The sequence below is a fragment of the Saccharicrinis fermentans DSM 9555 = JCM 21142 genome, from assembly GCF_000517085.1.
GTDB lineage: Bacteria > Bacteroidota > Bacteroidia > Bacteroidales > Marinilabiliaceae > Saccharicrinis > Saccharicrinis fermentans.
The window spans coordinates 1,941,815-1,965,357 of the sequence record NZ_KI912107.1 but is presented as its reverse complement, the minus strand read 5'-3'; the positions used below and the strand labels follow the sequence as shown (position 1 = coordinate 1,965,357).

Genomic DNA, 23,543 nt, shown 5'->3' with positions numbered 1-23,543 from the left:
ATTAAATACAATACAAAATGCAAAGATCTTTAATATCTTTTATATTCATTTTTTTTCTTTTATATGCTTGTAGGGCAAATCAACCTTCTTCTTTGCCTAATATTGTTTTTATTGTAGTGGATGATCTGGGTTATTCCGATGTGGGTTATATGAAACAAAAAAGCAAAATTCATACCCCTAATATTGATCTTTTGGTGAAAGAGGGAATGGTTTTTACCGATGCTTATGCTTCAGCGCCCGTATGCTCCCCCACAAGAGCAAGCCTAACGACTGGAAAATATCCTGCTACACTAAAATTGACTTGTCACATTCCGGGTATGGGAATGGAAAAATATTTGAATAAGCTTAATAAAGGAAAAAAATTGAAGGAAGCTTATTTTTTAGATCATTTGCCCACGGAGGAAGTTACTTTTGCCGAAGTACTTAAGGAGCATGGGTATGTAACAGGATATATTGGGAAGTGGCATCTGGGTGGTGAAGGTTCTATTTATACGAAGGATGGTATTGTAAATTCGGCTTATCATCCAGATAAGCAAGGGTTTGACGTTAATATTGGAGGATGTGCTTATGGACAACCTAAAAAATATTTTGACCCTTATCAGAATGGAACCATACAGGATAGAAAGGAAGGAGAATATTTAACAGATAGGTTAGGAGATGAAGCAGTTAATTTTATTGAAAGGAATAAACAAAAAACTTTCTTTTTAAATCTGGCAACTTATACTGTACATACTCCTTTGGCAGCTCCTAAAGAGAATGTGGATAAATACAATGGTAATAAATACTTTGCTATGATTGAAAAACTAGACCAAAACGTGGGGAAAGTGATGGCTAAGTTGAAAGAATTGGATTTATTAAAAAATACGATGGTAGTTTTTTATTCGGATAATGGGGGCTTGTGGGGTAATCCTCCTTTAAAAGGAAAAAAAGGAACCTTGTACGAAGGTGGCATAAGAGTACCTATGGTTGTGAATTATTATGGAAAAATAGAACCAGGAAGTAGCTGTCATGTACCAGTAACATCTGTTGATTTTTTTCCAACGTTTATTGAATTGGCAGGGTTCTCAGTATCAAATTATCCTCAAGTGGAAGGTCAAAGTTTACTTCCTCTGTTTTATCAAAAGGGTCATTTTCCCGACAGGGCTATTTACTGGCATTTTCCACACCACCGTAAAGAAGGACTTTCAATGGGGGCAGCTATTCGTGAGGGCGATTGGAAACTGATTAAGGAATTTGAAACCGAAGAGTTGTTTCTTTTTAATTTGCCACAAGACCTAGGTGAAAAGATTAATCTTTCAGCTAAGTATCCGGCAAAAAGTAGAGAACTGCTTAGGAAGCTAGAAAAGTGGCAACAAAAGGTGAATGCCGAAATGCCTGAAGTAAATGAAACATTTAATACGAATGATGCAATAGAACTTTGTGGTGAGATTAATGTGCCACTAAAATAGATTTTAGATATGAAAATTGTTAATTTTTGCATAATATTCTTAGTTATAGTATTGCCAACAACACTTGCTTCGTGTAATACAAAAAAGAATAATTATCAGTTAGTTGCTCCGGAAGGAAAGCTTTCTCTTCATATTCGTTTAATAGATAATAAGTTGAATTATCAAATTAGTCAGCAGGGAGAGGAGAAAATTGGTCTTTCTGTATTGGAAATAATGGCCGATGCAGCGGTAACAATTATTGATGCTGATGAAATGGAAAGTGATTCAACCTGGAAGCCTGTTTGGGGACAACAGAGTACCATACGTGATAATTATAGACAGCTTCAATTAAATATTGATATTGAGGGAGTTAAGGGTGTGTTTGTTGCCAGGGTTTATAACGAAGGAGTAGCCTTTCGGTTTGTGCTTGATGAAGGCGAAAAACCTGATGCAGTGACCTTAAAATGTGGTTATGCTTTTTCAAAACAGAGCAATTATTATTTTCCGAAAGGCGAAACGGAGCCTTTGGGCCCTTTGCATCATAAGGAGATAAACGATTTTTTACAACAGAAGAAAAATAAGATTAGCCTTCCTTTGGTCGTAGAATCAAATGAGTCGTTTATGGCTCTTTTGGAATCAGATTTATATGCGGCTTCTGGTATCAGTCCCATGCGGCTTTATGCTGAAGATGTTGAAGGTGAGATGGTTTCTGTGAATAGAGTAAAAGTAGACCATAAAAAATGGATGAGTCCTTGGCGTGTTATTTTATTTGGGGACACTGCCGGTGAGCTTGTTGTCAATACAGTTCCCATTAACCTGGCTACTCCTTGTCAACTTGAAAATACAGATTGGATAAAACCGGGTAAGACCTTATGGGATTGGCGTGTGCATGGATATACAGCACCAGATGGTTTTGTATATGGTATTGATAATGAGAGTTATTATAGATTTATAGATTTTGCAGCAGAAACAGGGGTTGATTATTTTCTTATTGATGATGCATGGTATAAGCATGTCACAAAAGGACATTTTGAATTATCGGATAAACTAGCTTTGCAAGCGGTCATTGATTATGCTGCAAAAAAAGATGTTCAACTCATGCTCTATTATGATAGAAGACATGGAGAGTATGGTGATGATGCTCTTTTTCCTTATTATCAGTCTTTAGGAATGAAAGGTATCAAATATGGATTTATGGGTAGTAAGGTTGGTTTTACCCGGGAAGCCATTCAAAAGAGTGCAGCAAGTCATCTTCTCATCGATTTTCATGATAGCCCGGTACCTTTTACCGGAATACGCCGTACTTATCCCAATGCTATTACTCGTGAATATTGCCATGCACAACAGGATTCACGAAGGGCTTTTACCCCAGAAACTTTTATAAAAATGGCTTTGATCAATGCCATAACTGGTCCGCTGGATATGAATAATGGAAATTTTGACTTAAATGGTATTAATGCGGGCTTGCGACAAAAGGGGCCGCGTAAACCCCACTCGTATTTGTCTACTGTATGTTCAGAAGCAGCTCGCACACTCGTTATTTTTAGTGGTTTGGTTTGTATTCCAGATGCACCAGAGGCCTACGCTGCAAAAGCCGATTTGTTTGAGTTTATTCAAAAAATGCCTGTGGGAAGATGGGATGAGAGTCATGTTCTTCATGCAAAAATTGGCGAGTACATTAGTACGGCACGACGACATGATCGGGAGTGGTTTATTGGTAGTGTTTATTGTCAAAAAGGAGGTGCACTGGATATTCACCTTGATTTCCTGGAAGAGGGACAAGATTATGAAATTACCTATTATGAAGATACGGAAGAAACTCACTGTAAGACTAATCCAGAAGCTTACAGAGTGCGAAAAGGAAAGGTGAAAAAGGGAGATGTTGTAAAGGCAATCATGGCACCTGGAGGTGGACATTGTATGTGGATTAAACCCAGAATATAAGGCGTGCTTTTAAAAATAATTATCATAAATAATAAAAATGAAATTAAAACTTGTTTTACTTGCACTTATTATAATAACTGCAGGTTTTAAAGAATAGAAAGCGAAAATATTAATTATAGGAGACTCAATTTCCATTGGATTATACTCCCTTTGTTCGGGAAGAATTAAAAGAAGAAGCTGATGTATTTCATAACCCCGGAAATGCGCAACATACAGGCAAAGGGCCGAAAAACGTGGAAGCATTGATTACAGCCAACGACTACGATATCATTCAGTTTAACTGGGGATTGTGGGATTTATGTTATCGACACCCTGCTTCTCAAGAGCAAGGAGAAACGGAAGGGAAATTTGGAAGAGCATATTTATGTGTTTGGAGGCGAAGAGCGATTCTGGCTTGGGCCTGAGGGAGGACAATTTGCTTTGTATTTTAAACCTGGCGACAAATTTGAATTTTCTAACTGGAAAACACCATCAGTTATTGATAATGAGGCGTATAGATTGGTGGAGCGTACGATGGCATCTGCTTCATTTGAGCATAGGGCAAGGCTTGTAAATTATAGTGGAACTGTATTTGAAATAGGGATTAAAAGAACCGTCAAGCTTTTGGATAAGGTGCTTGTTGAAAATATTTTAAATGAAGAATTCGCCGAAGGGGTTCTCTTTATGAAAGGAGATGGTATTTATCGTAGTAAAATTGGAATTAATGCCCTTCGATCATTGGGCGTAGCAGGAAGTTATGACGCCAAGGATAGAGTACTGACTGTAGTGACTTATAATGTGCAGGATGCACCTAATGGCTACGTGAACTCTATGTGGGAACATCAAAAAGAACCCTACAGTGGAGATGTCATTAATGCTTATAATGATGGGGCTCCTTCACCGGGAAAGAAACCAATGGGACCTTTTTATGAAATTGAATCTTCGTCTCCCGCTGCAGCATTGACTCCGGGAGAATTAATGCAACATGTTCAAAGAACTATACACCTACATGGAACGGAAGAAGAATTAAATCCGACTGCGCTTCGCCTATTGGGTGTTTCTTTTGAAGAAATTAAAGCAGGATTAGAAGATTAAGGAAGAAAAATGAAAAGCTGTTATTCAAGCTAGATCCATTGCGAATTTAATATAGTAGTAAATAAATAGAACAGATTATGACCCTTAAAAAACATATCATAAAAGGCATTGCTTTTATAGTATTGGCACTCATGAGTATTCGTTGTTCTTCGCAAAAAATAAAACATCCAAATTTTATCATCATTATTACGGATGATCAGGGTTATCAGGATCTTGGTTGTTTTGGTTCGCCTAACATCAAAACACCAAACATCGATAAAATGGCAGATGAAGGAATGAAGTTCACCAGCTTTTATGCGCAAACAGTTTGCGGACCATCCAGAGCTGCGTTAATGACGGGGTGCTATCCCATGCGAAATGCAAGAAATGATGATGGTGTGGCGCCTCATCCAAAATTATCTTTGAGTGAGGTCACTATTGCTGAGGTATTAAAGTCAGTAGGCTATTCCACTTGTATGCTTGGTAAGTGGGATCTTGCAGGGCATAATCCGGAAAAGTTTAATCCTGACTTATTACCTTATAACCAGGGTTTTGATTACTCATTCTTTACCCCAACCAGTAATGATAAAAGGGCGCATCTTATTCGAAATAAAGAATTGGTAGAATTAAATACTATATCTTATACCAAATGGCCACGACATATTGCACCCAAAGATCGGATATTATTTGACAATTGTGTTTTGTATGAATTATATTTCAGGGTATTTGTATAAACGACACAGACAGAATATGTCATATAATAGAACATTTGTGGGATTTTGAAATATTTACTATAGCAATTGAAAGAAACACAATAATCATATAGCGCATTTATATTTACTTTTAGCATAAAATTATCTATATGAATTTCATGAATAATAAAACTTTTACACACATTGTTATACTGCTATTTTTTCTTGCAGATTTATCGGCTTTTGGTCAATCTTTAATGCCGGCCAATATCTTTACTGACCATATGGTTTTGCAACGTGATAAAATAGTTCCTATTTGGGGAAAGGCTTCCCCTAAAGAAAAAATAAAGGTAGAATTTGCTGGACAAATAAAAACAACGAGAGCCGGAGCTGATGGAAAGTGGATTGTACGCTTAGATCCTTTGGTGGCATCTGCTGTGGGAAGAGATATGTCCATATCAGGAAAAAGTGAGGTGCTTATTAAAGATATACTCGTTGGTGAGGTTTGGATATGTTCAGGGCAATCGAATATGTTTATGTCGCCAGCCTCGATACCTGAAATTAGAGGTCTGGTTCCATTGGTTAAAAATATGCGTAGCTTTAATGTGAAAAATACAGTGGCCTTAAAAGAACAGGAAGAGATTCAAGGTAAATGGAAGGTAGGACATCCTAATAGTGCTGTGGCCTTTTCATTTGCTTATTTTTTGAATAACCTGGCGGAAGTACCTGTTGGGATCATTAAAACCGCTTGGGGTAGTTCGTCAATTGAAGCCTGGATGCCCAGAAGTATGACGCAGAAGCTACCGCTTTTTGATACCATCATGAACGATTTTGATGCAGATACACAGCGGGTAAAACGAATTGAGGAATTAATGAGCCGTCCGGATAAATGGACCAATAAAGAAAATATATTTCTAAGACGAAATCCTAATATTATTTACAATGCGATGATGCATCCGCTTATTCCTTTTGCATGTCGGGGATTGCTTTGGTATCAAGGCGAGCGAAATACTCGTTATATGTCAGGATTGCCCGATGTAGATGATATCAATTGGTTTCACCGCGTATGTGGGATTAAGGATTATGACCAAGCTCTTAAACAGTGGATACAAACTTATAGGGATCGTTGGAATGATGAGGAGATGCATTTTATGGTGGTTATGCTTCCTGGTTATGGAAAAGGGATCGAAAGCAAAAAGGTCATTGATCCGGAAAGTCCAACAGAACCGTCCTGGGCATGGATGCGTGAGTCGCAAGCGGCAGCACTTGACTTACCTTATGTTACATTAATAAATACGATCGACTTGGGCGATGTGAATAATATTCACCCCCATGATAAACTGCCTATTGGTCAAAGAGCTGCGCTTTTGGCAGCAAAAAATACGCTGGGTCAGGATGTGCAGGACATGGGGCCCACCCTTAAGAATGTTGAAATTCAGGGTAGTGAACTTGTGGTGTATTTTAACAATGCAGACGGACTCAAAACAACAAATCATAAGGCACCCTCTGGTTTCTGGATAGCTGATGAGTCTGGACAATGGACCAAGGCCAAGGCAAAAATAAAGGGGGAATGTGTCGTTTTAAGTTCCTCTGAAATAGAGAAACCTAAGTACGTTCGTTATGCATTTGCAGGTAAGCCTAATGTTAATTTGGTGAATGGTAGTGAGTTGCCTGCTTATCCGTTTAGAACGGATCCCTGGGAAAAATAAGAACAAGCAAAGAGATTTTTCGCTTAATAATTAACATAATTGTGATGAAAGGATATTTTAGTCTTCGAGTTTTATCTGTATTTATAACTTTGCTTTCTATATCACTGGTAAATCAAGCCCAAGTATCCTTTGGTAAGAGTTATTTATTAAACGATGGGTGGTATTTTACGTTGGATAATCCCGAAAGTGCACAGGATTTAGCTTATAAACATAAAGAATGGAGAAAACTTGATTTGCCCCATGATTGGAGTATTGAAGCCACTTTAAGTCCAACCTTGTCAAGTTGTACCGGTTATTTGCCAGGAGGAATTGGTTGGTACCGTAGAACGCTTGATTTTTCTAATTTGTCCTTAGAGCAAAAAGCCTATTTGTATTTCGAGGGTGTGTACAACCGAAGCGAAGTGTATATCAATGGCCAGCTTGTTGGGAAGCGTCCCAATGGGTATATCTCTTTTTGCTATGATATCACACCATATATCAACCGCTCAGGCCATAATGTTGTCGCTGTTAAGGTAGATCACAGTCGTCAAGCCGATTCTCGTTGGTACACTGGTTCTGGTATTTATCGCGATGTGTATTTAGTTACCTCCGGGAAAGTACATTTCAACCAATGGGGAGTGCATTATACGACTCCTCGTGTTAGTGCAAAAAAAGCAAGCGTGGAAGTGACCATGGAAGTGAAAAACGAAACCAATGACTTGCAGGAATTGAAATTAGTTAGCGTGTTGGTCGATACCCTTGGGAATGAAATAGCAACAGCCTCGAAAATTATCGAAGTAAGTGCACAATCCATTCTATCGGAAAGTGTAGAAATGATGGTGAATAAACCTGCACTTTGGGATTTGGATACTCCATATTTATATTCATTATACACTCGTATCGAAGTTGAGGGAAAAATTGTGGATGAGAGCCAGACCAAAGTGGGTATTCGTAGTATTCGTTTTGATGCCAATACTGGGTTTTATTTGAATGGAAGAGGGATGAAAATAAAGGGTGTTTGTATTCATCATGATGCCGGTTGTTTGGGGAGTGCTGTTCCCAAAGAGGTATGGAAAAGAAGGCTAGAGAACTTAAAATCGTTGGGGTGCAATGCTGTACGCATGAGCCATAATCCACAAGCTCCTGATGTTTATGATTTATGTGAAGAATTGGGCTTGCTGGTGAAGGACGAAGCCTTCGATGAGTGGGAGTTTTCAAAACGAAAATGGTTGGTTGGTTGGAATAAAGGTAAGCCGGGATACGAAGGTACTTACGATTTTTTTGAGGAATGGAGCAGTAGGGATGTGGCGGATATGGTTAGACGCGATCGCAACCATCCGTCTGTTATCATGTGGAGTATTGGTAATGAAGTGGATTATCCAAATGATCCCTATTCTCATCCTGTTTTAGATTCAGGAAGAATCCAACAAAAGGTGTATGGTGGTTATTTGCCAGAAGCGCCGCAGGCAGAGCGTTTGGGTAATATCGCAAAACGATTGTCCAACCAAGTGAGAACGCACGATCCTTCCCGTCCCGTAACTGCAGCTCTCGCGGGTGTTATTATGTCCAACCATACAGATTACCCTGGGACTTTGGATATTTGTGGGTATAATTATACCGAAAATCGCTATGATATTGACCACGTACTATATCCTGATCGTGTTATCTACGGAAGCGAAAATAGTCACACGATGGCAGCCTGGAATGCTGTGGTAGACCGTGATTTTATTTCGGGGCAGTTTCTTTGGACTGGAATCGACTATCTGGGAGAATCTGGACCATGGCCTGCCAGAGGTGGAAATGGAGGACTCTTAAATTATGCTGGTTTTGTGAAGCCGCGTGGTGAGTTTCGACGTGCCCTATGGAGCGATAAGCCGGTGGCTTATTTGGGAACAAGTAGTTCAACAGCAAGTATAAAGAACTTAATTCGGAATGCCTGGCCGGTATGGAACTATGAAAAAGGTGAGCTGGTTAAAGTATTGGCTTTTACAAATTCGAATAAGGCTCAGCTTATTTTGAATGGTAAAAAGGTGGGAAATGTGAAAAGTTATGATAATGAAACAGGCGTATTTCTGTGGGAAATACCATTTGAACCAGGTAAACTTCAAGTTATAGGTATGGATAACATGGGTAAAGAGGTAAGTAATTCATTTATTGAGACTTCTGACAGGCCGCATTCGATTGTTAGTCATCAAGATAAGAAGGTGATATCAGCAAATAAAGGGCTGGCTCAAATAGAAATTACTGTTGTAGATAATGAGGGAATACCCGTAATAATTTCTGATAATGAAATTTCATGTATCATAAAAGGTCCGGCAAAGTTACTCGGCCTTGAAGCAGGAAACGACCGGGATATGGGTGATTATCGTGATAATATGCAACGTGTTTACATGGGTAGAATGATCGCATACATACAGGCGACCGGTGAACAGGGTGATATAGAGGTAATATTTAGTTCTCCATGGTTAAGCAGTTCAAAATGTAAAATAAAAGCAGAATAATATATGAAACCGGCATGGCCAGGGCGAAAAATTGGTCACACAGGAGGATGATTAATCCTGATGAGTTCCATTATTGAAAATTTAATTATAAACATATGAAATTGAATAGGATATTAATATTAATAGGCTGTGTCATATTGGTCGCTTGTACTCAGAAAAAAGAAGAGAGAAAACCCAATATCATCTATATTTTGGCAGATGATATGGGCTATGGCGATTTGAGTTGCTATGGCCAAGAAAAATTCACGACCCCCCATATTGACCGTTTGGCGAGTGAAGGAATCCGTTTTGTAAACCATTATGCCGGCAGTACTGTTTGTGCACCATCAAGAGGTTCATTGATGACCGGAAAACATAGCGGACATTTGTACAATAGGGGCAATAAAGGTATAAAAGGGAAAGGCGATTTTCCTATGATAAAGGAGGAAGTAACGGTGCCCGAAGTGCTTAAGAAAGCAGGCTATGTTACCGGTATGTTCGGTAAATGGGGACTTGGGTACGCTGGTTCCGAAGGAGATCCTAATAATCAAGGATTCGACGAATTTTATGGTTATCTAAGTCAGGCTTTAGCGCATAATTATTACCCTTATTATTTATGGCATAATAGCGATTCTGTCGTGCTAGAACAAAATGCCGGTTTTGCCCAGGGACAATATGCACCAGAACTAATTCATCATGAAGCGATGCGTTTTTTGGAGGCAAATAAAGATACTACCTTTTTTCTGTATTACCCCTCTATTATTCCTCATGCAGAACTCTTTGCTCCTGAGAAATATTTAGCAAAACATAGAGGAAAATACCTGCCTGAAAAAGAATATAAAGGAGTTGATGATGGTAAGAAGTATCGTATGGGGCCTTATGGTTCGCAGAAAGATAGTCATGCAGCCTTTGCGGCCATGATTAATTTATTGGATGATCAGGTGGGTGAAATCGTTGAAAAAGTTAAAGAACTTGGTCTTGCCGACAATACTATCATCATTTTTACTTCTGATAATGGAGCTCATGTGGAAGGAGGAGCTGATCCTAAATATTTTAACAGCACAGGAGGACTAAGAGGTATCAAACGAGATTTGTACGAAGGTGGAGTTCGGGTTCCCATGATTGTTAAATGGCCAGGCAAGATAAAAGCCGGTCGTGAATCGGAGCATATATCTGCTTTCTGGGATGTTTTACCAACACTGGCCGAGATTGTGAATGTAGCTGCTCCTGATAGTATTGATGGCATATCGTTTTTGCCGGAGTTACTGGGGCAAGAGCAACAAAAGCATAGCCACTTGTATTGGGGTTTTTATGAAAGAGGAGGAAGGCAGGCTGTACGTAAGGGTAAATGGAAAGCTGTACGCTATAAGGTAGCCTACGATTATGAGCGGACACCTGTAGAATTGTATAACCTAGAAGAAGACCCCGCTGAAACGCATAATGTAGCCGAGCAATATCCTGAATTGGCAGCAGAGATGCTGACACTAATAAAAGATAGTCATAGACCTTCAGAAAATTTTGTGTTTGAAGTGAAAAAGAAAAGTCTCAAATGATTATATGATGCTCCTAGAAAAGAAGAATCAGGCTTTATTGGGCCATAAGCGACTATACCTATAATTCTTCGTTTATGGACACAAGCCAGTGATTTGCACGCAGGTTTTATTTATGCTTTTGATAATACAATATTTTATAAAATGGTGATGAATAAATTATTTAGAAATGTGTTTTTGTTTGTAGTTTTAGGATGCATTACTTTAGCTTCTTTAAGCTCATGTTCTCCTTTGCCATGGGAAGGTGAGTATTGAGTCGCTTTTAACCGAAATGGCAGACTGAGAGGCTGTGGCACGTTTCCCAGAGGAAAATTTTCGTTTAGAGCAGGAAAGTAATTATAACCGTGCTTCTGTAAGTCCTGAAGATTCTGTTGGTTTATAAATAAGGATTTTAATTCGAATGAAAACGATCGTAATTTTCTTCAATACGAAGAAAATAATGGGCATAAAGAATGGGCGTTGATGGATCATCAAGGGCCTGGCGTAATTGTTCGTACTTGGATGCCATATCGGAATGCCAATATATCGGGAACGCATAGTATTATCAAGTGTTATTTAGATGGATCACCAGAGCCTGTTTTGGAAGGCAATATGATGGGGCTTTTGAATGGGACGGGACTTTTCCCTTTTCCTTTGGCGCACCAATCATCAAGGTCTGCAGTGTTATTTTTTCCAATTCCTTATGCCAAAAGTTGTAAAATAACGGTAAGTGAAAGACCTTTTTTCTACCAATTTACTTACAGGGAGTACGCGCAAGGAAAAAAAAGTGCTGCTTCCACCGACTTCCATATTGGAATGGTAAAAAGTAAGATTAATTAAAAATGATATATAAGATGATTAGGAAAAGCAATGTATGGATGGGTATATCTTTATTTTTCTTGATATTTGTAACAGCCTGTAGTTCAAAAAGAAAAGTAGATGATAATTCAGAGGCAGTTAGTATGGATTCTGTAAGATTTACCTATTCTAAAGTAGACGGAATAGGTTTAGATTCTCTTTATAATAGACGAGATCCCAGCGATATTATAAAAGTTGGTGATACTTATTATATTTGGTATACTAGAATGGTAAGTCCTCAAAGATCAGGTTATTGGGGGGGATATTTGGTATGCAACATCTACAGATGAGGGACATAGCTGGGAGGAGCAAGGTTTAGCTTTGGCTGTTGGTGGGGAAGGAATGTTTGACAGCCATTCTGTGTTTACACCTAATATACTTGCATATAAGGGAAGATACTATATGTATTATACTGCCGTTCAACCTACACCCGGTCGTCCAGAAAAAATATTTGAAAATAATAGTATCAATGATTATACGGCTATAGGTCTGGCCATCGCTGATAGTCCTGATGGCCCTTTTATAAGGGCAAAGAACAATCCGATTTTAGAAATTTCGTCTGATTCGCTTGATTTTGATAGTTATCGTATTGATGATGCGGCTGTTTTAGTCAAAAGTAACAAGATATATTTGTATTATAAGGGACGTTCAAAGGTTTATGGTAGTAAAGGAGCTCGATTCACTAAAATGGGTGTAGCTATGGCTAATGAACCCGAAGGCCCTTTTGTGAAACATAGCGAACCTTTGATTGAAAAAGGACATGAAGTATTGATTTGGCAACAAAATGGCGGAGTAGCATCCCTGGCGTCTCTGAGTAAATCAATTTATTTTGCAAAAGATGGTCTTCATTTTGTTTCTGCTCAGGATAATTTAGTCAACTTTCCTATGGCTCCTGGTTTGTACCGACCACATTTGGAAGATGGGAATGTAGCCAATGAAGTTCCTGGGTGGGGTATTTCAATGGTGCAAGGGAAAGGTTTTGCGTATCTACTTCGTTATGAAATGAATTAATGGAATAGTACTATAAAGTATCTTTTGGTTGAAATGATTGTAAATGACTGTTTCAAAAATGAGAATAACGCAGTATTTGGAGTTTTCTTGCAAAGACTAACTAACTAGATGATGCAAGTTCATTTGGGGATTGATGAAAGGTGTTGCATTAGAACTTTGTAATCGATTTTGATCGCATTTTGTGGGTTTAATGCATATGTATCATGCAACATTTGACATACATTTAGGTATAATATCCATATTCTTCAATTGGCTCTTATATTACTTTAGTAAGCTGAACGGTTATGTTTTAAATGAGTCATTTTCATACCTGTTCTTGTCATTATTGCTTTGTTAAATCATATGAAACGAGCCATGGGAATGGATTCTTACACAGGGGTGTGATTATTTCTGGCGAGTTTCATATAGTCTTTGAAAGATAAATTTAGACATATGAAAAAACGAGTGTTAAAAAATCTATTCATTATTTTATTGTTTTATTGGTTTGTACCAATAAGCTTAATGGCCCAGTTTGTACATCCTGGTATTTGGCATAAAAAGTCGGATTTGGACCGTATGAAAAGCATGGTGGAAGCAAAAAAGGATCCATGGTATAGCTCTTATGTTAATTTAGCAAACAATGCGAAGTCCAGCTATGATTATGTGGTACGAAAAGATGCTGAAGATGATAGTCTCTCGCGTGAAAATCCTCGTCATCAGCGTTATGAGTATGAATCGGATGCCATAGCTGCCTATCAAAATTCGTTGATGTGGTATATTACGGGAGACGCACGTCATGCAGAAAAGGCCATTGAAATTCTTAATGCTTGGAGTTCATTGGTGAATTTTTATGGAGGGGGTACAGAACCGTTGTGTGCTGGATTATATGGAGCACCATTGATTAATGCTGCTGAGATAATAAAAAGCACTTATGACGGTTGGGATGAGGCCGAGATTCAGGCATTTAAAGATATGTTAGTTTATCCTGGATATTCAAGTACAACTGTACCACAGGATGATATAGATAATGATAATGTTACTTTTTATTGGAGAGTATACAATGGTGATCCAGGAAGGCATGGTAACCAAGGATTGTTGGCCTGGCGGACGGTCATGGCTATGGGTATCTTTTTAGATAATGAAGTGATGTACGATAGGGCTTTGCGACAGGTTCAAGGTTTACCCCATCGTTCTGATGATTTAGCATACCCTTCGGGTCCACCTATTGTTCAAACCACACCAAATTCTAATTCCAATGAATATTATAATGAATACACATTAATAAAACCTTATCGAGATACCGTCATTGAAGATTATGGGTATGATGATCAGATTGAGCATTATATTTATGATAATGGACAATGTCAAGAAAGTAGTAGAGACCAGGTTCACTCTTCATTGGGCCTATCTACAGTGGTTGAGATTATGGAAATGGCTTGGAATCAAGGAACTGATCTTTATAGTTTTTTAGATCATCGTATTGTGAAAGGTCTAGAATTTACATTGAAATATAACCTGTCTGAAATACAAAGTTATGAAGATCAGCTTAGTCCTTGGGAACCTGAAACTTTTTACCAATATACCACCAGAACAGGGCGTTGGAAGTCGCTTAAAATTAACCCTTGGGTGAGCAGTGATTTAGAACGAAACAGCCGCGGAGTTGAACCTGTTGTCAGGCCTGTGTTGGAAATGCCTGTGGCTCACTTTACAGTTCGTCAGGAGTTGGCCGATGAGGCCAAATGGACTGTTAGGTCAAGGGATTATGCGGCAACTAATTTTGGTTATGAACAAAATACAGGAACAGATGCACCAGGTTGGGGGGGATTGTCTTTTCGAAGACCTCCATGGTGTGCAGGTGATCCTATAAGTGGTTTTGAAAATGATCTTCCTGCTTTTGAGATGAATGTTTTGCCTGGTACAATTGAAGCTGAAAATTATGATTATTTTGTGGAGGGTGGTGAATCTCGTGTTTATCATGATACAGATGATTCTAACAGCGGAGAAAATTATCGTACCGATGAGGGTGTAGATATTGGACTCTGTTCTGAGGGTGGTTATGCACTTACTGATATGGACCAGGGTGAGTGGATGACTTACACTTGTGATGTCTCTGAACCGGGAATTTATAGTTTGGATGTTCGTTATGCTGCAGTGAATTCATCTGGTACCATATGTTTTAAAACTGAGGCATCAAATTTAACAGAAGAGGTAACACTGGTTTCAACTGGAGGCTTAACAAGTTGGGCAACGCAAACAATTTCTGATCAAATTGTCTTAGCACAGGGTGTACAAGCCATTCGTATTTATGTGGGAGGAGCAGATGACTCGTATACGATCAATAATTTTAGCTTTTCCTTAGTGCAGGCAAATACGGCGCCTGTTGTTTCTGTTTTAACACCTGCTCATCAAGATGTTTTTGTTGAAGGAGAAAGCCTTACCTTAAGTGCAGCGGCCAGTGATGCCGAAGGAGCAATTACAAAAGTACAATACTATGCAGGGGCGATATTATTAGGGGAGGTCAGTGAGGCTCCCTATTCTTTTACATGGAAATATCTTCCCAAAGGAACTTATTCTATTACTGCCGTTGCTATAGATAACGACCGTGCAATGACTACTTCTGAGGAAGTAAATATTACTGTTGAGTCTAACGGAAAAGAGCGAGTTTCTTTAGATTTAGAACCTATTGCAGATACATATGTGCATAGTGGCGAAATGACTACAAACTATGGTTCGGCTACTAGTATGGTTACTAAATCAGATGGATCAGGTGATGGTCGCTATATCTTTTTGAAGTTTGATCTGGGAGAAGTGAAGGGAGCTATTTCATCGGCTGAGTTAACACTCTACCGCAGAAGTGGTTCTTCTGAGAAGAGGGCTGCGCTTCAGGTATCTGACGATTCATGGACCGAAGAAGGTGTCATATGGACAAATCAACCAAGCCTCGGAGAAGTGATGGATGAAGTATTCGTGGTGAATAGCGGAACGTGGGATGTGTCTGATTTTGTAGCCATTGAAAATGGTACAGATAGCATCGTTACGATTTGTATTAGAGATTTAAATAATACGGGCAATGGAATCGATTTTTATGCCAAAGAAAATGAAAGTTCGCACCCTGTGCTGAAAATTAAAACAACAGCAGATATCGATGCTGGTGTGTACGATAAAACTTCTGGTAACGGGTTTTTTGTGTATCCCAATCCTGTTACGAATCAATTAAATATTAAAGTTAGCAATCTAAACTATTCTTCTTTGTCTATTCATGATTTGAGTGGTAGATTAATTGCAAAAAAGGAGGTCGATGCTGGCTTGAACGAGTATTGGATAGATATGAATGATTGTGAGAAAGGAATTTATGTTGTTGAATTAAAAGGGAATTATACAACAGAGGTTTTAAAAGTAGTTAAGAAATAATTAAATTTTAAGTTGAGATTAACATGTTTGATAAATCATTAGTGAGTCAGCGAAAAGTATTGTGTGTAGCTCTTATCATGATACTAGGTCTATATAAAATGAGTAGTGCGTATGCACAAAATAGCCAAGTTTTAGTGCGTTCATTGTCTGAATTGTTACCTTTTTTAGATGATGATAATATTGAATTAAAGATGGAGCCGGGTACTTATGTTATTACTCCGGATGATGTTAAAAAAGGAAGCTTTGGTATTACAGACTTTGAAGATAGAGCCAAGGTACTTTTGCTTTTTTCCGGGAATAATAGTAGCTATGACTTTACCGGGGTTACCTTACAAATAGAAACCGGAGTATTTAAAAGTTTTGGGAATTACAGAGTGCATGAACTTGTTGTTACAGGTAGTAATAATGTATTGAAAAATCTGACCATGGTTGATGTTGGTTCAGAATATGATAAGCCCAATAAAGGAGCATTAGGAGTGTGTATGGATGGAAGGGATAATCGTATTGAAGGTTTTCATATGACCGTAAAGGGGTCTTTCCCATATGGTTATGGAGATGCTTTTGGTAAAGGAAAACACAATGTGATCAGACATCAAAAACATTCCGCGTTTTTAATTCGGGGATTGAGAAATCATGCAAAAAACTGTACTATTATTCATCATTCGTACGGACATGCCATTTTTATGCAGGCTGCTAGTTATCCTACTATTGAAGGTTGCGTGGTTGAAGGCAGGATGAGGAAAACAGATGATATGTTAGCCGAAACTTCGGGACCTGCTTTTGATGTTGATTTTATGACTGCATGGGGGTATAAATTGCCTCCGGGTTACATGTTAAGTCTGGGTGAGGCTGGTATAAGGGCCTATGATGGAGGAACAACGATTGTGGATGGTGAAGTCTTTAAACGCGGTACGGATAATCCTACTATACTTAACTGTACTGTCAAGAATATGAGAACGGGTGTGACTATTGCCCATGCGAAGGGAAAGAAATATGTGGAAGGCTGTGTGGTCATTGGTTGTGAAAATGGATACTCTTTAGGTGCTGGTGAAGTGGTCAATTGTAAAGCCGATTGTGCATATGGACCTGTTTACGCAAGTACCTATGAAAGAGATAAAGGGTATCATGCGGATATCACGATCATACCAGCTGAGAATGGTTATTATAATGGTTCGGGAAGTGTTGCTTACATTGGTGGAACTGGCCATAAAATAACCTTGCGAGGGACACCAGAACTGGTGGAAGAAGGTTTGAAAATAAAGGTGGGTGGAGAAAAAGGAAATATTCGTTTAATGCATGGTAATTTTCCCCATCAAAACAACTTTAAAGCGTCTGATTTTGAGTTAAATAATTTAAGTGGTTTTCCGGTTGTATTATCTGAAAAAAGTGCCAATGTGCATGTTTATTCAGTGGGTGGAGTGGAGGATCATGGTGTTCGTAATATGGTAAAAAAAGCTAAATAGAATGAACTTAAGAACTTATTTATTATGCGTCGTTTGGGTAACTATTCATTTAGTAAATGCACAAGAAACCATAACGATACGTGCTGATAACAAAGGAGAAAAATTCGATCATTTTTGGAGTAAATGCGTGGGGGCGGGTCGTGCCAATGAAGCATTGCGTGCAGGCTGGCTAGAACAAATGGAAAAGGTTCATGAAAATTGCGGATTTGAATATGTTCGTTTTCATGGGCTTTTTCATGATGATATGTTTCCTGTGATAAGCCAAAATGGCAAGTTGGTTTATAATTGGCAGTATATAGATGATGTGTTTGATCGTTTATTGGATATGAATGTACGTCCCTTTGTGGAACTGGCTTTCTTTCCTAAACAGTTTGCAGCTGAGGAAACTAAAACCGTATTTTGGTGGAAGGCCAATGTTACCCCAGGTCCTGATTATTTAAGACAATGGCATGATTTGGTGAAAGCTTTTGCACAGCATGTTGTGGACCGTTATGGGATTGATGAAGTTCGTAAGTGGTATTTCGAGGTTTGGAACGAACCTAACCTGAGTAGAGCTTTTTTTGATGGAACAAAATCGCAGTATTTTGCTTTATATAAGTCATCTGTAAAAGCGATCCGCTCTGTGGATCAACAGTTGAGAGTGGGGGGACCCTCAACTAGTAACTTTGTGGCTGATAAACGCTATGAAGGTGAAAAGGAAGATACGAAGGGATTTACCAAAACATTTACAGCTGAAAATATTAATGACCTGGAATGGAGAGGTGTATGGATAGAAGATTTTCTTAAATACTGTGAGAATGAAAAATTACCTGTTGATTTTATTAGTACACATCCTTATCCTACTGATTATCCTTTCGATCCAAGAACAGGTAAAGGAAAAGATTTTTCTCGTTTTGTGAATTCTACTTTGATGGATATGCAGTGGTTAAACAAGGTAATTGCTAAAAGTGCGTATCCGGATGCTGAAATACATTTAACAGAATGGAATACAAGTCCTAATAGTAGGGATGCCATGCATGATTTTCTTCCGCCGGCAGCATATATTACCAAGGTTAACCTGGATTGTATTGGCTTAACCAACTCATTGGCCTTTTGGACATTTACAGATATTTTTGAAGAAAAAGGAGGAGGAGCGAGTATCTTTCATGGTGGCTTTGGAATGATTAACTATCAGGGATTGGTGAAGCCTTCTTATCATGCCTATAGATTGCTGAATCAGCTGGGAGATGAAAAGTTGTTTAAGAATGATTATTTATTCGTGAGTCGTAAATTAGGTAACGGGAAAGTGGTTGCTCTGGCTTATAATTATCCCGAAGATCATTATGATGCCGTTCCCGCAAGTATTAAGAAAATAGAAAAATATGAAGAGGGAAAAGCTCGTCAGCTTAATTTTACGATAACTGATTTGAGACCCGGAACTCAGTTTAAAATTGAAACATTGGATAAAGAGCATGGTAATATTTATAATTACTGGGAAAAGATGGGAAAACCAGAACCTCCAACTCGTGAGCAAATTAAAGTCATGAAAAAGTATGCAGATAACTTAAAAACGGAACTGCTAACTGTTAATATAAAAGGAGAACTAGTGATTGATCGCACATTGGACCCCTGGAGTTTGGTGCTGATTGAACAAATAAACTAGGGTGTGTAAAGATTATAGTAAAGTTAAACCAAAGCCTAAGCTGCAATTTAAAGCAGCTTAGGCTTGTTATCTCAATAATTAATTTTGGTTCAATGTACTACCTGTTTACTTGTATTTTATTTTTTGTAAGCTTGTTTATTTATGGACAAGAAAATATAGTTTTAAGTCGGCTTTATAATGAAAAGTTAAAAGGCTTGCCTGTTAAGCAACGCTTGTTTTTGCATTTGAATAAAACTAAATACAGGGATACAGATACTATTTGGTTTAAAGGATATAGTGTACAAGGACCTTTACAACAGGCCAGCGACATATCTCAAACGATGATTGTGGCCTTATTGAATAGTAAAAAGGAGGTAGTGAAATCCTCTCAGTTCCTAATATTTGATGGTACAGCAGAAGGACAAATTCCGATATCCTCGTCAGTTGGGGAAGGTAAATTTGAGTTGGTAGCGTATGGTTCTAATATGCTTAACCAACCTCTGGATTATATGTTTAGAACTTCAATAGAAGTGGTGGCAAGTAAAAAGAACAAGTATAATTTTTCATTTGGTTTTAATCGTGCTTTTTACAAGCCGGATGATCAGGTGGAAATGCAGGTGTTTACCTATGATAAGTATTATCAACCTTATCAAAATATGGACTTTAAATATTCTATTTTTGATGGAGATTATAAACTGGATGGAGGCAAAATGAAGTCGAATGATCAGGGACTTTCTTTTCTTCATTTTTCGTATCCATCTCAACAACGTAGTAATTTGCCTTTAACAATTCAATTCCAGACAATAAGTGCTGAAACACCTTATCGTGAAAATACTTATGCTTTGTCTCTTCAGCAGGCCATCGATGTCCAGTTGTTGCCCGAAGGAGGAGATCTAGTAGCTGGATTAATGCAAATTGTTGCATTTAGAAGTGTGGATGACCATGGTGTTCCTATTGATATCTCGGGTGATATTATTGATTCACAAGGTACTATCGTTACAAGTTTCAATACAGCACATCAAGGAATGGGGAAATTTATGATGATTCCCAATGTGGGAGAAAAGTACAGGATGCTGATCAAAAATCCGCTTGATTGTGCACAAAAAATTGAATTTCCAGTTGTGTTGGAAAAGGGTTTTGCATTGTCGTACTTAGGTTCACAAAACGAGAATGTTATTTTTAAAGTAGCAAAGAATTTTGATGGTGTAGTAGATGTAACTGCTGTTTGGCAGATGGATGGATTTGTTTTAGGTACACAAAGCATCAAGTTAGATAACGAAAAGATGTTCTCGTTCTCAAAAAAAGACTTACCCAATGGTATCGCAAAACTTACCTTATTTGATAAAGGAGGTGAACCGTTTGCAGAAAGATTGATTTTTATATCTCCTAAAAGCAATGCAAAAGTGGATCTTCATTTGAACGCTAAAACGATGGTAGCACGCGGCAAAGGTGTTGTGGATTTAAGGGTTATGTCGAAGGATAGTCTGCCTGTAAAGGCTAATCTATCGCTTGCTGTTACGCACATTAGCGAGGGTATCCATTCCTTTTTACCAATTCCAGATATACGAGACTATTGCATCTTTAGGTCAGAGTTGTCTTCTGCCGTCTATCATCCAGAGCAATATTTTGATGTAAAAGTAAATGAAAAACTCAATGAGTATAGAAGTGATTTGTTGATGCTTACCCATGGATGGCGAAAATTCAATTGGTATTATGAATTATGTCATAAACTGAAAGCTGATTATGCATACTATAATTACGATCTTTATCGAGGGATGGTTACCAAGGGGAAAAAAGGTGTGCCTTATGCTCCAATAGATGTATTAAGTTTGGGCCGAAGCATAACAATGAGTGAGTCTAAAACAGATGAGAATGGTCGGTTTTGGATTAAACCGGAGTTTTCAGAGAAGTTAAGTCCTTCCATTATTATTTCAGCAGAAAGAAATAATGAATTATCCAGAGTTAAGATTAGCATGGAGGATAAGGAGCTGGAAAAACGTGACAGTGTGGTGCAATTCTTTTATGATGAATTACTGCCACATGTGCACCGTCATAAGGTGGACTTATATGAAAAACCAGGAAAGACCGATTCTTTGTTCAAGCTTTGGGATACCAAATATATAGCAGAAATATTTGTTATGGGAAATAGATCGAGAAATAGATTAGAAGAAAGTCTTAGAAAATATAGTGCGGGAAGTACATACTTGTTGACAGAAGATGATTTGGGCGGTGAATTATTGGATATGGAAAGTTTGGTAAATCAGTTGGGTGCCGGTTTATATATTGAAAATGACAGGGTTATAAAACCTTCGGGAGGTAAGTATATTTCTATTCCTATTGTATTGAACGAAATTCAATTGAACGACGCTACTTTTAGTGAGATTGCATTTTTATCCAGCGATTTGATCGAAGGAATAGCTTACGTTAAAGGAGGTGTTGTATCTTCAGAATTGGATGGAGCTCAGGACGGAGCTTTAATGATATGGACAAAAAAAGGAAGTAATGTAAATGTGGAAGCGAAAGAAAAGAGAAATAAATTTACTTCTAATCGATATGGTAGAGTGTATAAGTATTATAGTCCTAAATATTCCATAAAGGACGAAATAAACAGTCCTGTTCCTGACAATCGAATTACTGTACTTTGGGAAAATAATCTAAAAACAGATTCTTGTGGCAGGGCCACTATTGAATTTTATAATGGAGATGTAAAAGGACGTTATTTGGTAAATGTGCAGGGAGTGTCTGATAAAGAGGGGCTTATATTTGAAGAGGCTAATTTTGTAGTTCGGTGAATGCATGTTTATATTAAAACTTCACATATGTAAAATGAAGATTAAAAATTAAATTTAAATACATGAAAAATTTGAAAGTGGCATTGGTATTATTTTTATTAGTGCTGGCAAACACTGTGACGGCTCAGGATGCAGACTGGGCTAATCTACATCGTTATCAGGAGGCAAATGTAAAACTTAAGGCACCTGATAAAAGGGAAGCAAGAGTGGTTTTTATGGGTAACTCCATCACCGAAAAGTGGGGGATCAGAGATTCATTGTTTTGGAAGGATAAACCCTATATTAACCGTGGTATTAGTGGTCAAGTGACTTCTCAAATGTTATTACGTTTTCGTTCTGATGTAATAAATCTTAGCCCTAAAGTGGTTGTTATTTTGGCTGGGACTAACGACATAGCACAAAACAAAGGGCCTATTACCATAGAGCAGATTGCCGGTAATATTTTTTCTATGATTGAGCTTGCACAAGCCCATCAAATTAAAGTGGTGTTGTGTTCTGTTCTACCTGCCGTACAATATAAGTGGCGAAAGGAAATCAAACCCGCAGAGAAAATTGTAGAGCTTAATAAATTATTGAAGGCATATGCAAAAAAGAATAAGATTACTTATATCGATTGTTATTCTCTGATGGTGAATGAAAATAAGGGATTAAAAAAAGAACTTTCACCAGATGGAGTTCACCCTAATTTTCAAGGTTATCAATTGATGGGGAAAATGTTTGATGATGCAATTGACAAAGCAATCAGTAAAAAAAGAAGAAAATGAGACGAATTATTATATTAAGTTGGATACTTTTTGTATTTGTTTGTTCTAAGGCAGCAAACATTGATACCTTGATGGTTTATAGTAAGAGTATGGGTAAAACCTTACCTAATTTGGTGATTACACCCGATGGTTATTCTAGTAAGCAAAAGGCTTATCCTGTGGTGTATTTATTACATGGTGCAGGAGGCGATTTTATGGCATGGCTAAAAAAAGTGCCTGATTTACCTAAGTATGCCGATCAGTATGACTTTATTTTGATATGTCCTGAAGGTGGAAAAACAAGTTGGTATTTTAATAGTCCCGTTGATAAGGAGATGCAATTTGAAACGTATATAACACAAGAAGTGGTGCCTGAAGTGGACAATAATTATCATACCGTAAAAAATAAAGAAGGGCGTGCCATTACCGGATTTAGTATGGGTGGGCATGGAGCCTTTTATCTTTCTTTTAGAAACTTGGACATATGGGGGGCGGCAGGAAGTACCAGTGGAGGATTGGATATCTTACCCTTTCCGAATAATTGGGATATTTCAAAACGTTTAGGAAGCTTGGCGGAAAATAAGTCTGTATGGGAAGAAAATACTGTGATTAACATGGTACACTTGTTACAAAGAAATAGTTTGAAATTGATTTTTGATTGTGGGGTGAGTGATTTTTTTTATGATGCCAATAAAAGAATGCATAAAAAGCTGTTGGAACGTAATATTCCTCATGATTATATTGAACGACCTGGAGGACATACAAATGCCTATTGGGCAAATTCCATAAAGTACCATCTGTATTTTTTTAACGATTTTTTTAAAAGGTAAGTCAAGGTTAAATGCTTCAAAA

The 23,543-nt window shown here is 38.0% G+C and carries 17 protein-coding genes; all 17 read left to right on the top strand.

The genetic code is table 11. The annotated features are described in order from the left end of the window. The first annotated feature begins 17 nt into the window (after positions 1–17). The 17 genes from CYTFE_RS25555 to CYTFE_RS0107655 all read left to right on the top strand — a co-directional run bounded on the left by CYTFE_RS25555 (position 18) and on the right by CYTFE_RS0107655 (position 23,521). The gene (locus CYTFE_RS25555; protein ID WP_044212100.1) at positions 18–1,448 is read left to right on the top strand and encodes a sulfatase; all 1,431 of its coding nucleotides are present in this window, start codon (positions 18–20) and stop codon (positions 1,446–1,448) included. A 9-nt stretch (positions 1,449–1,457) separates the two neighbouring features. Continuing rightward, positions 1,458–3,371: a glycoside hydrolase family 97 protein gene (locus tag CYTFE_RS25550; protein WP_081735940.1), complete on the top strand. Its 1,914-nt coding sequence runs from the start codon at positions 1,458–1,460 to the stop codon at positions 3,369–3,371. A 134-nt stretch (positions 3,372–3,505) separates the two neighbouring features. Continuing rightward, the gene (locus CYTFE_RS25545) at positions 3,506–3,775 is read left to right on the top strand and encodes a hypothetical protein (RefSeq protein WP_027471344.1); all 270 of its coding nucleotides are present in this window, start codon (positions 3,506–3,508) and stop codon (positions 3,773–3,775) included. Then, positions 3,720–4,445: a DUF6786 family protein gene (locus CYTFE_RS25540; RefSeq protein ID WP_152541655.1), complete on the top strand. Its 726-nt coding sequence runs from the start codon at positions 3,720–3,722 to the stop codon at positions 4,443–4,445. The genes CYTFE_RS25545 and CYTFE_RS25540 overlap by 56 nt, the downstream gene beginning before the upstream one ends. Positions 4,446–4,522: 77 nt before the next feature. Further along, positions 4,523–5,158 carry a sulfatase-like hydrolase/transferase gene (locus CYTFE_RS25535; protein WP_027471343.1) on the top strand — a complete coding sequence of 212 codons (636 nt, stop codon included), beginning with the start codon at positions 4,523–4,525 and terminating at the stop codon, positions 5,156–5,158. 137 nt (positions 5,159–5,295) lie between these two features. Further along, the gene (locus CYTFE_RS0107705; RefSeq protein ID WP_081735939.1) at positions 5,296–6,825 is read left to right on the top strand and encodes a sialate O-acetylesterase; all 1,530 of its coding nucleotides are present in this window, start codon (positions 5,296–5,298) and stop codon (positions 6,823–6,825) included. Between the two features lie 44 nt (positions 6,826–6,869). Further along, entirely contained in the window at positions 6,870–9,305 is a 2,436-nt protein-coding gene (locus tag CYTFE_RS0107700; RefSeq protein ID WP_027471341.1) for a sugar-binding domain-containing protein, read from the top strand. 95 nt (positions 9,306–9,400) lie between these two features. Beyond that, positions 9,401–10,837, top strand: a complete 1,437-nt coding sequence (locus CYTFE_RS0107695; RefSeq protein WP_027471340.1) for an arylsulfatase — start codon at positions 9,401–9,403, stop codon at positions 10,835–10,837. A gap of 459 nt (positions 10,838–11,296) precedes the next feature. After that, positions 11,297–11,653: a hypothetical protein gene (locus tag CYTFE_RS0107690; RefSeq protein ID WP_044212102.1), complete on the top strand. Its 357-nt coding sequence runs from the start codon at positions 11,297–11,299 to the stop codon at positions 11,651–11,653. Positions 11,654–11,667: 14 nt separating this feature from the next. Then, on the top strand, positions 11,668–11,961 hold the full coding sequence (locus tag CYTFE_RS28555; RefSeq protein WP_152541657.1) for a hypothetical protein: 294 nt from the start codon (positions 11,668–11,670) through the stop codon (positions 11,959–11,961). A gap of 31 nt (positions 11,962–11,992) precedes the next feature. Further along, positions 11,993–12,682 carry a glycoside hydrolase family protein gene (locus tag CYTFE_RS28550; protein ID WP_152541658.1) on the top strand — a complete coding sequence of 230 codons (690 nt, stop codon included), beginning with the start codon at positions 11,993–11,995 and terminating at the stop codon, positions 12,680–12,682. Between the two features lie 432 nt (positions 12,683–13,114). Beyond that, complete coding sequence (locus CYTFE_RS28545) at positions 13,115–16,072, top strand: CBM96 family carbohydrate-binding protein (RefSeq protein WP_052343071.1); 2,958 nt, start codon at positions 13,115–13,117, stop codon at positions 16,070–16,072. Positions 16,073–16,095: 23 nt separating this feature from the next. After that, the gene (locus CYTFE_RS0107675) at positions 16,096–17,535 is read left to right on the top strand and encodes a right-handed parallel beta-helix repeat-containing protein (RefSeq protein ID WP_044212104.1); all 1,440 of its coding nucleotides are present in this window, start codon (positions 16,096–16,098) and stop codon (positions 17,533–17,535) included. A 1-nt stretch (position 17,536) separates the two neighbouring features. Beyond that, entirely contained in the window at positions 17,537–19,177 is a 1,641-nt protein-coding gene (locus CYTFE_RS0107670; protein ID WP_052343070.1) for a GH39 family glycosyl hydrolase, read from the top strand. A gap of 92 nt (positions 19,178–19,269) precedes the next feature. Further along, a complete protein-coding gene (locus tag CYTFE_RS0107665; RefSeq protein ID WP_027471336.1) occupies positions 19,270–21,948 on the top strand; it encodes a hypothetical protein in 2,679 nt (892 codons plus the stop codon). Between the two features lie 62 nt (positions 21,949–22,010). After that, entirely contained in the window at positions 22,011–22,712 is a 702-nt protein-coding gene (locus CYTFE_RS0107660) for an SGNH/GDSL hydrolase family protein (protein WP_027471335.1), read from the top strand. Beyond that, positions 22,709–23,521: an alpha/beta hydrolase gene (locus CYTFE_RS0107655; RefSeq protein ID WP_027471334.1), complete on the top strand. Its 813-nt coding sequence runs from the start codon at positions 22,709–22,711 to the stop codon at positions 23,519–23,521. Before CYTFE_RS0107660 ends, CYTFE_RS0107655 begins: the two co-directional genes overlap by 4 nt. The last annotated feature ends 22 nt before the right edge of the window (positions 23,522–23,543 follow it).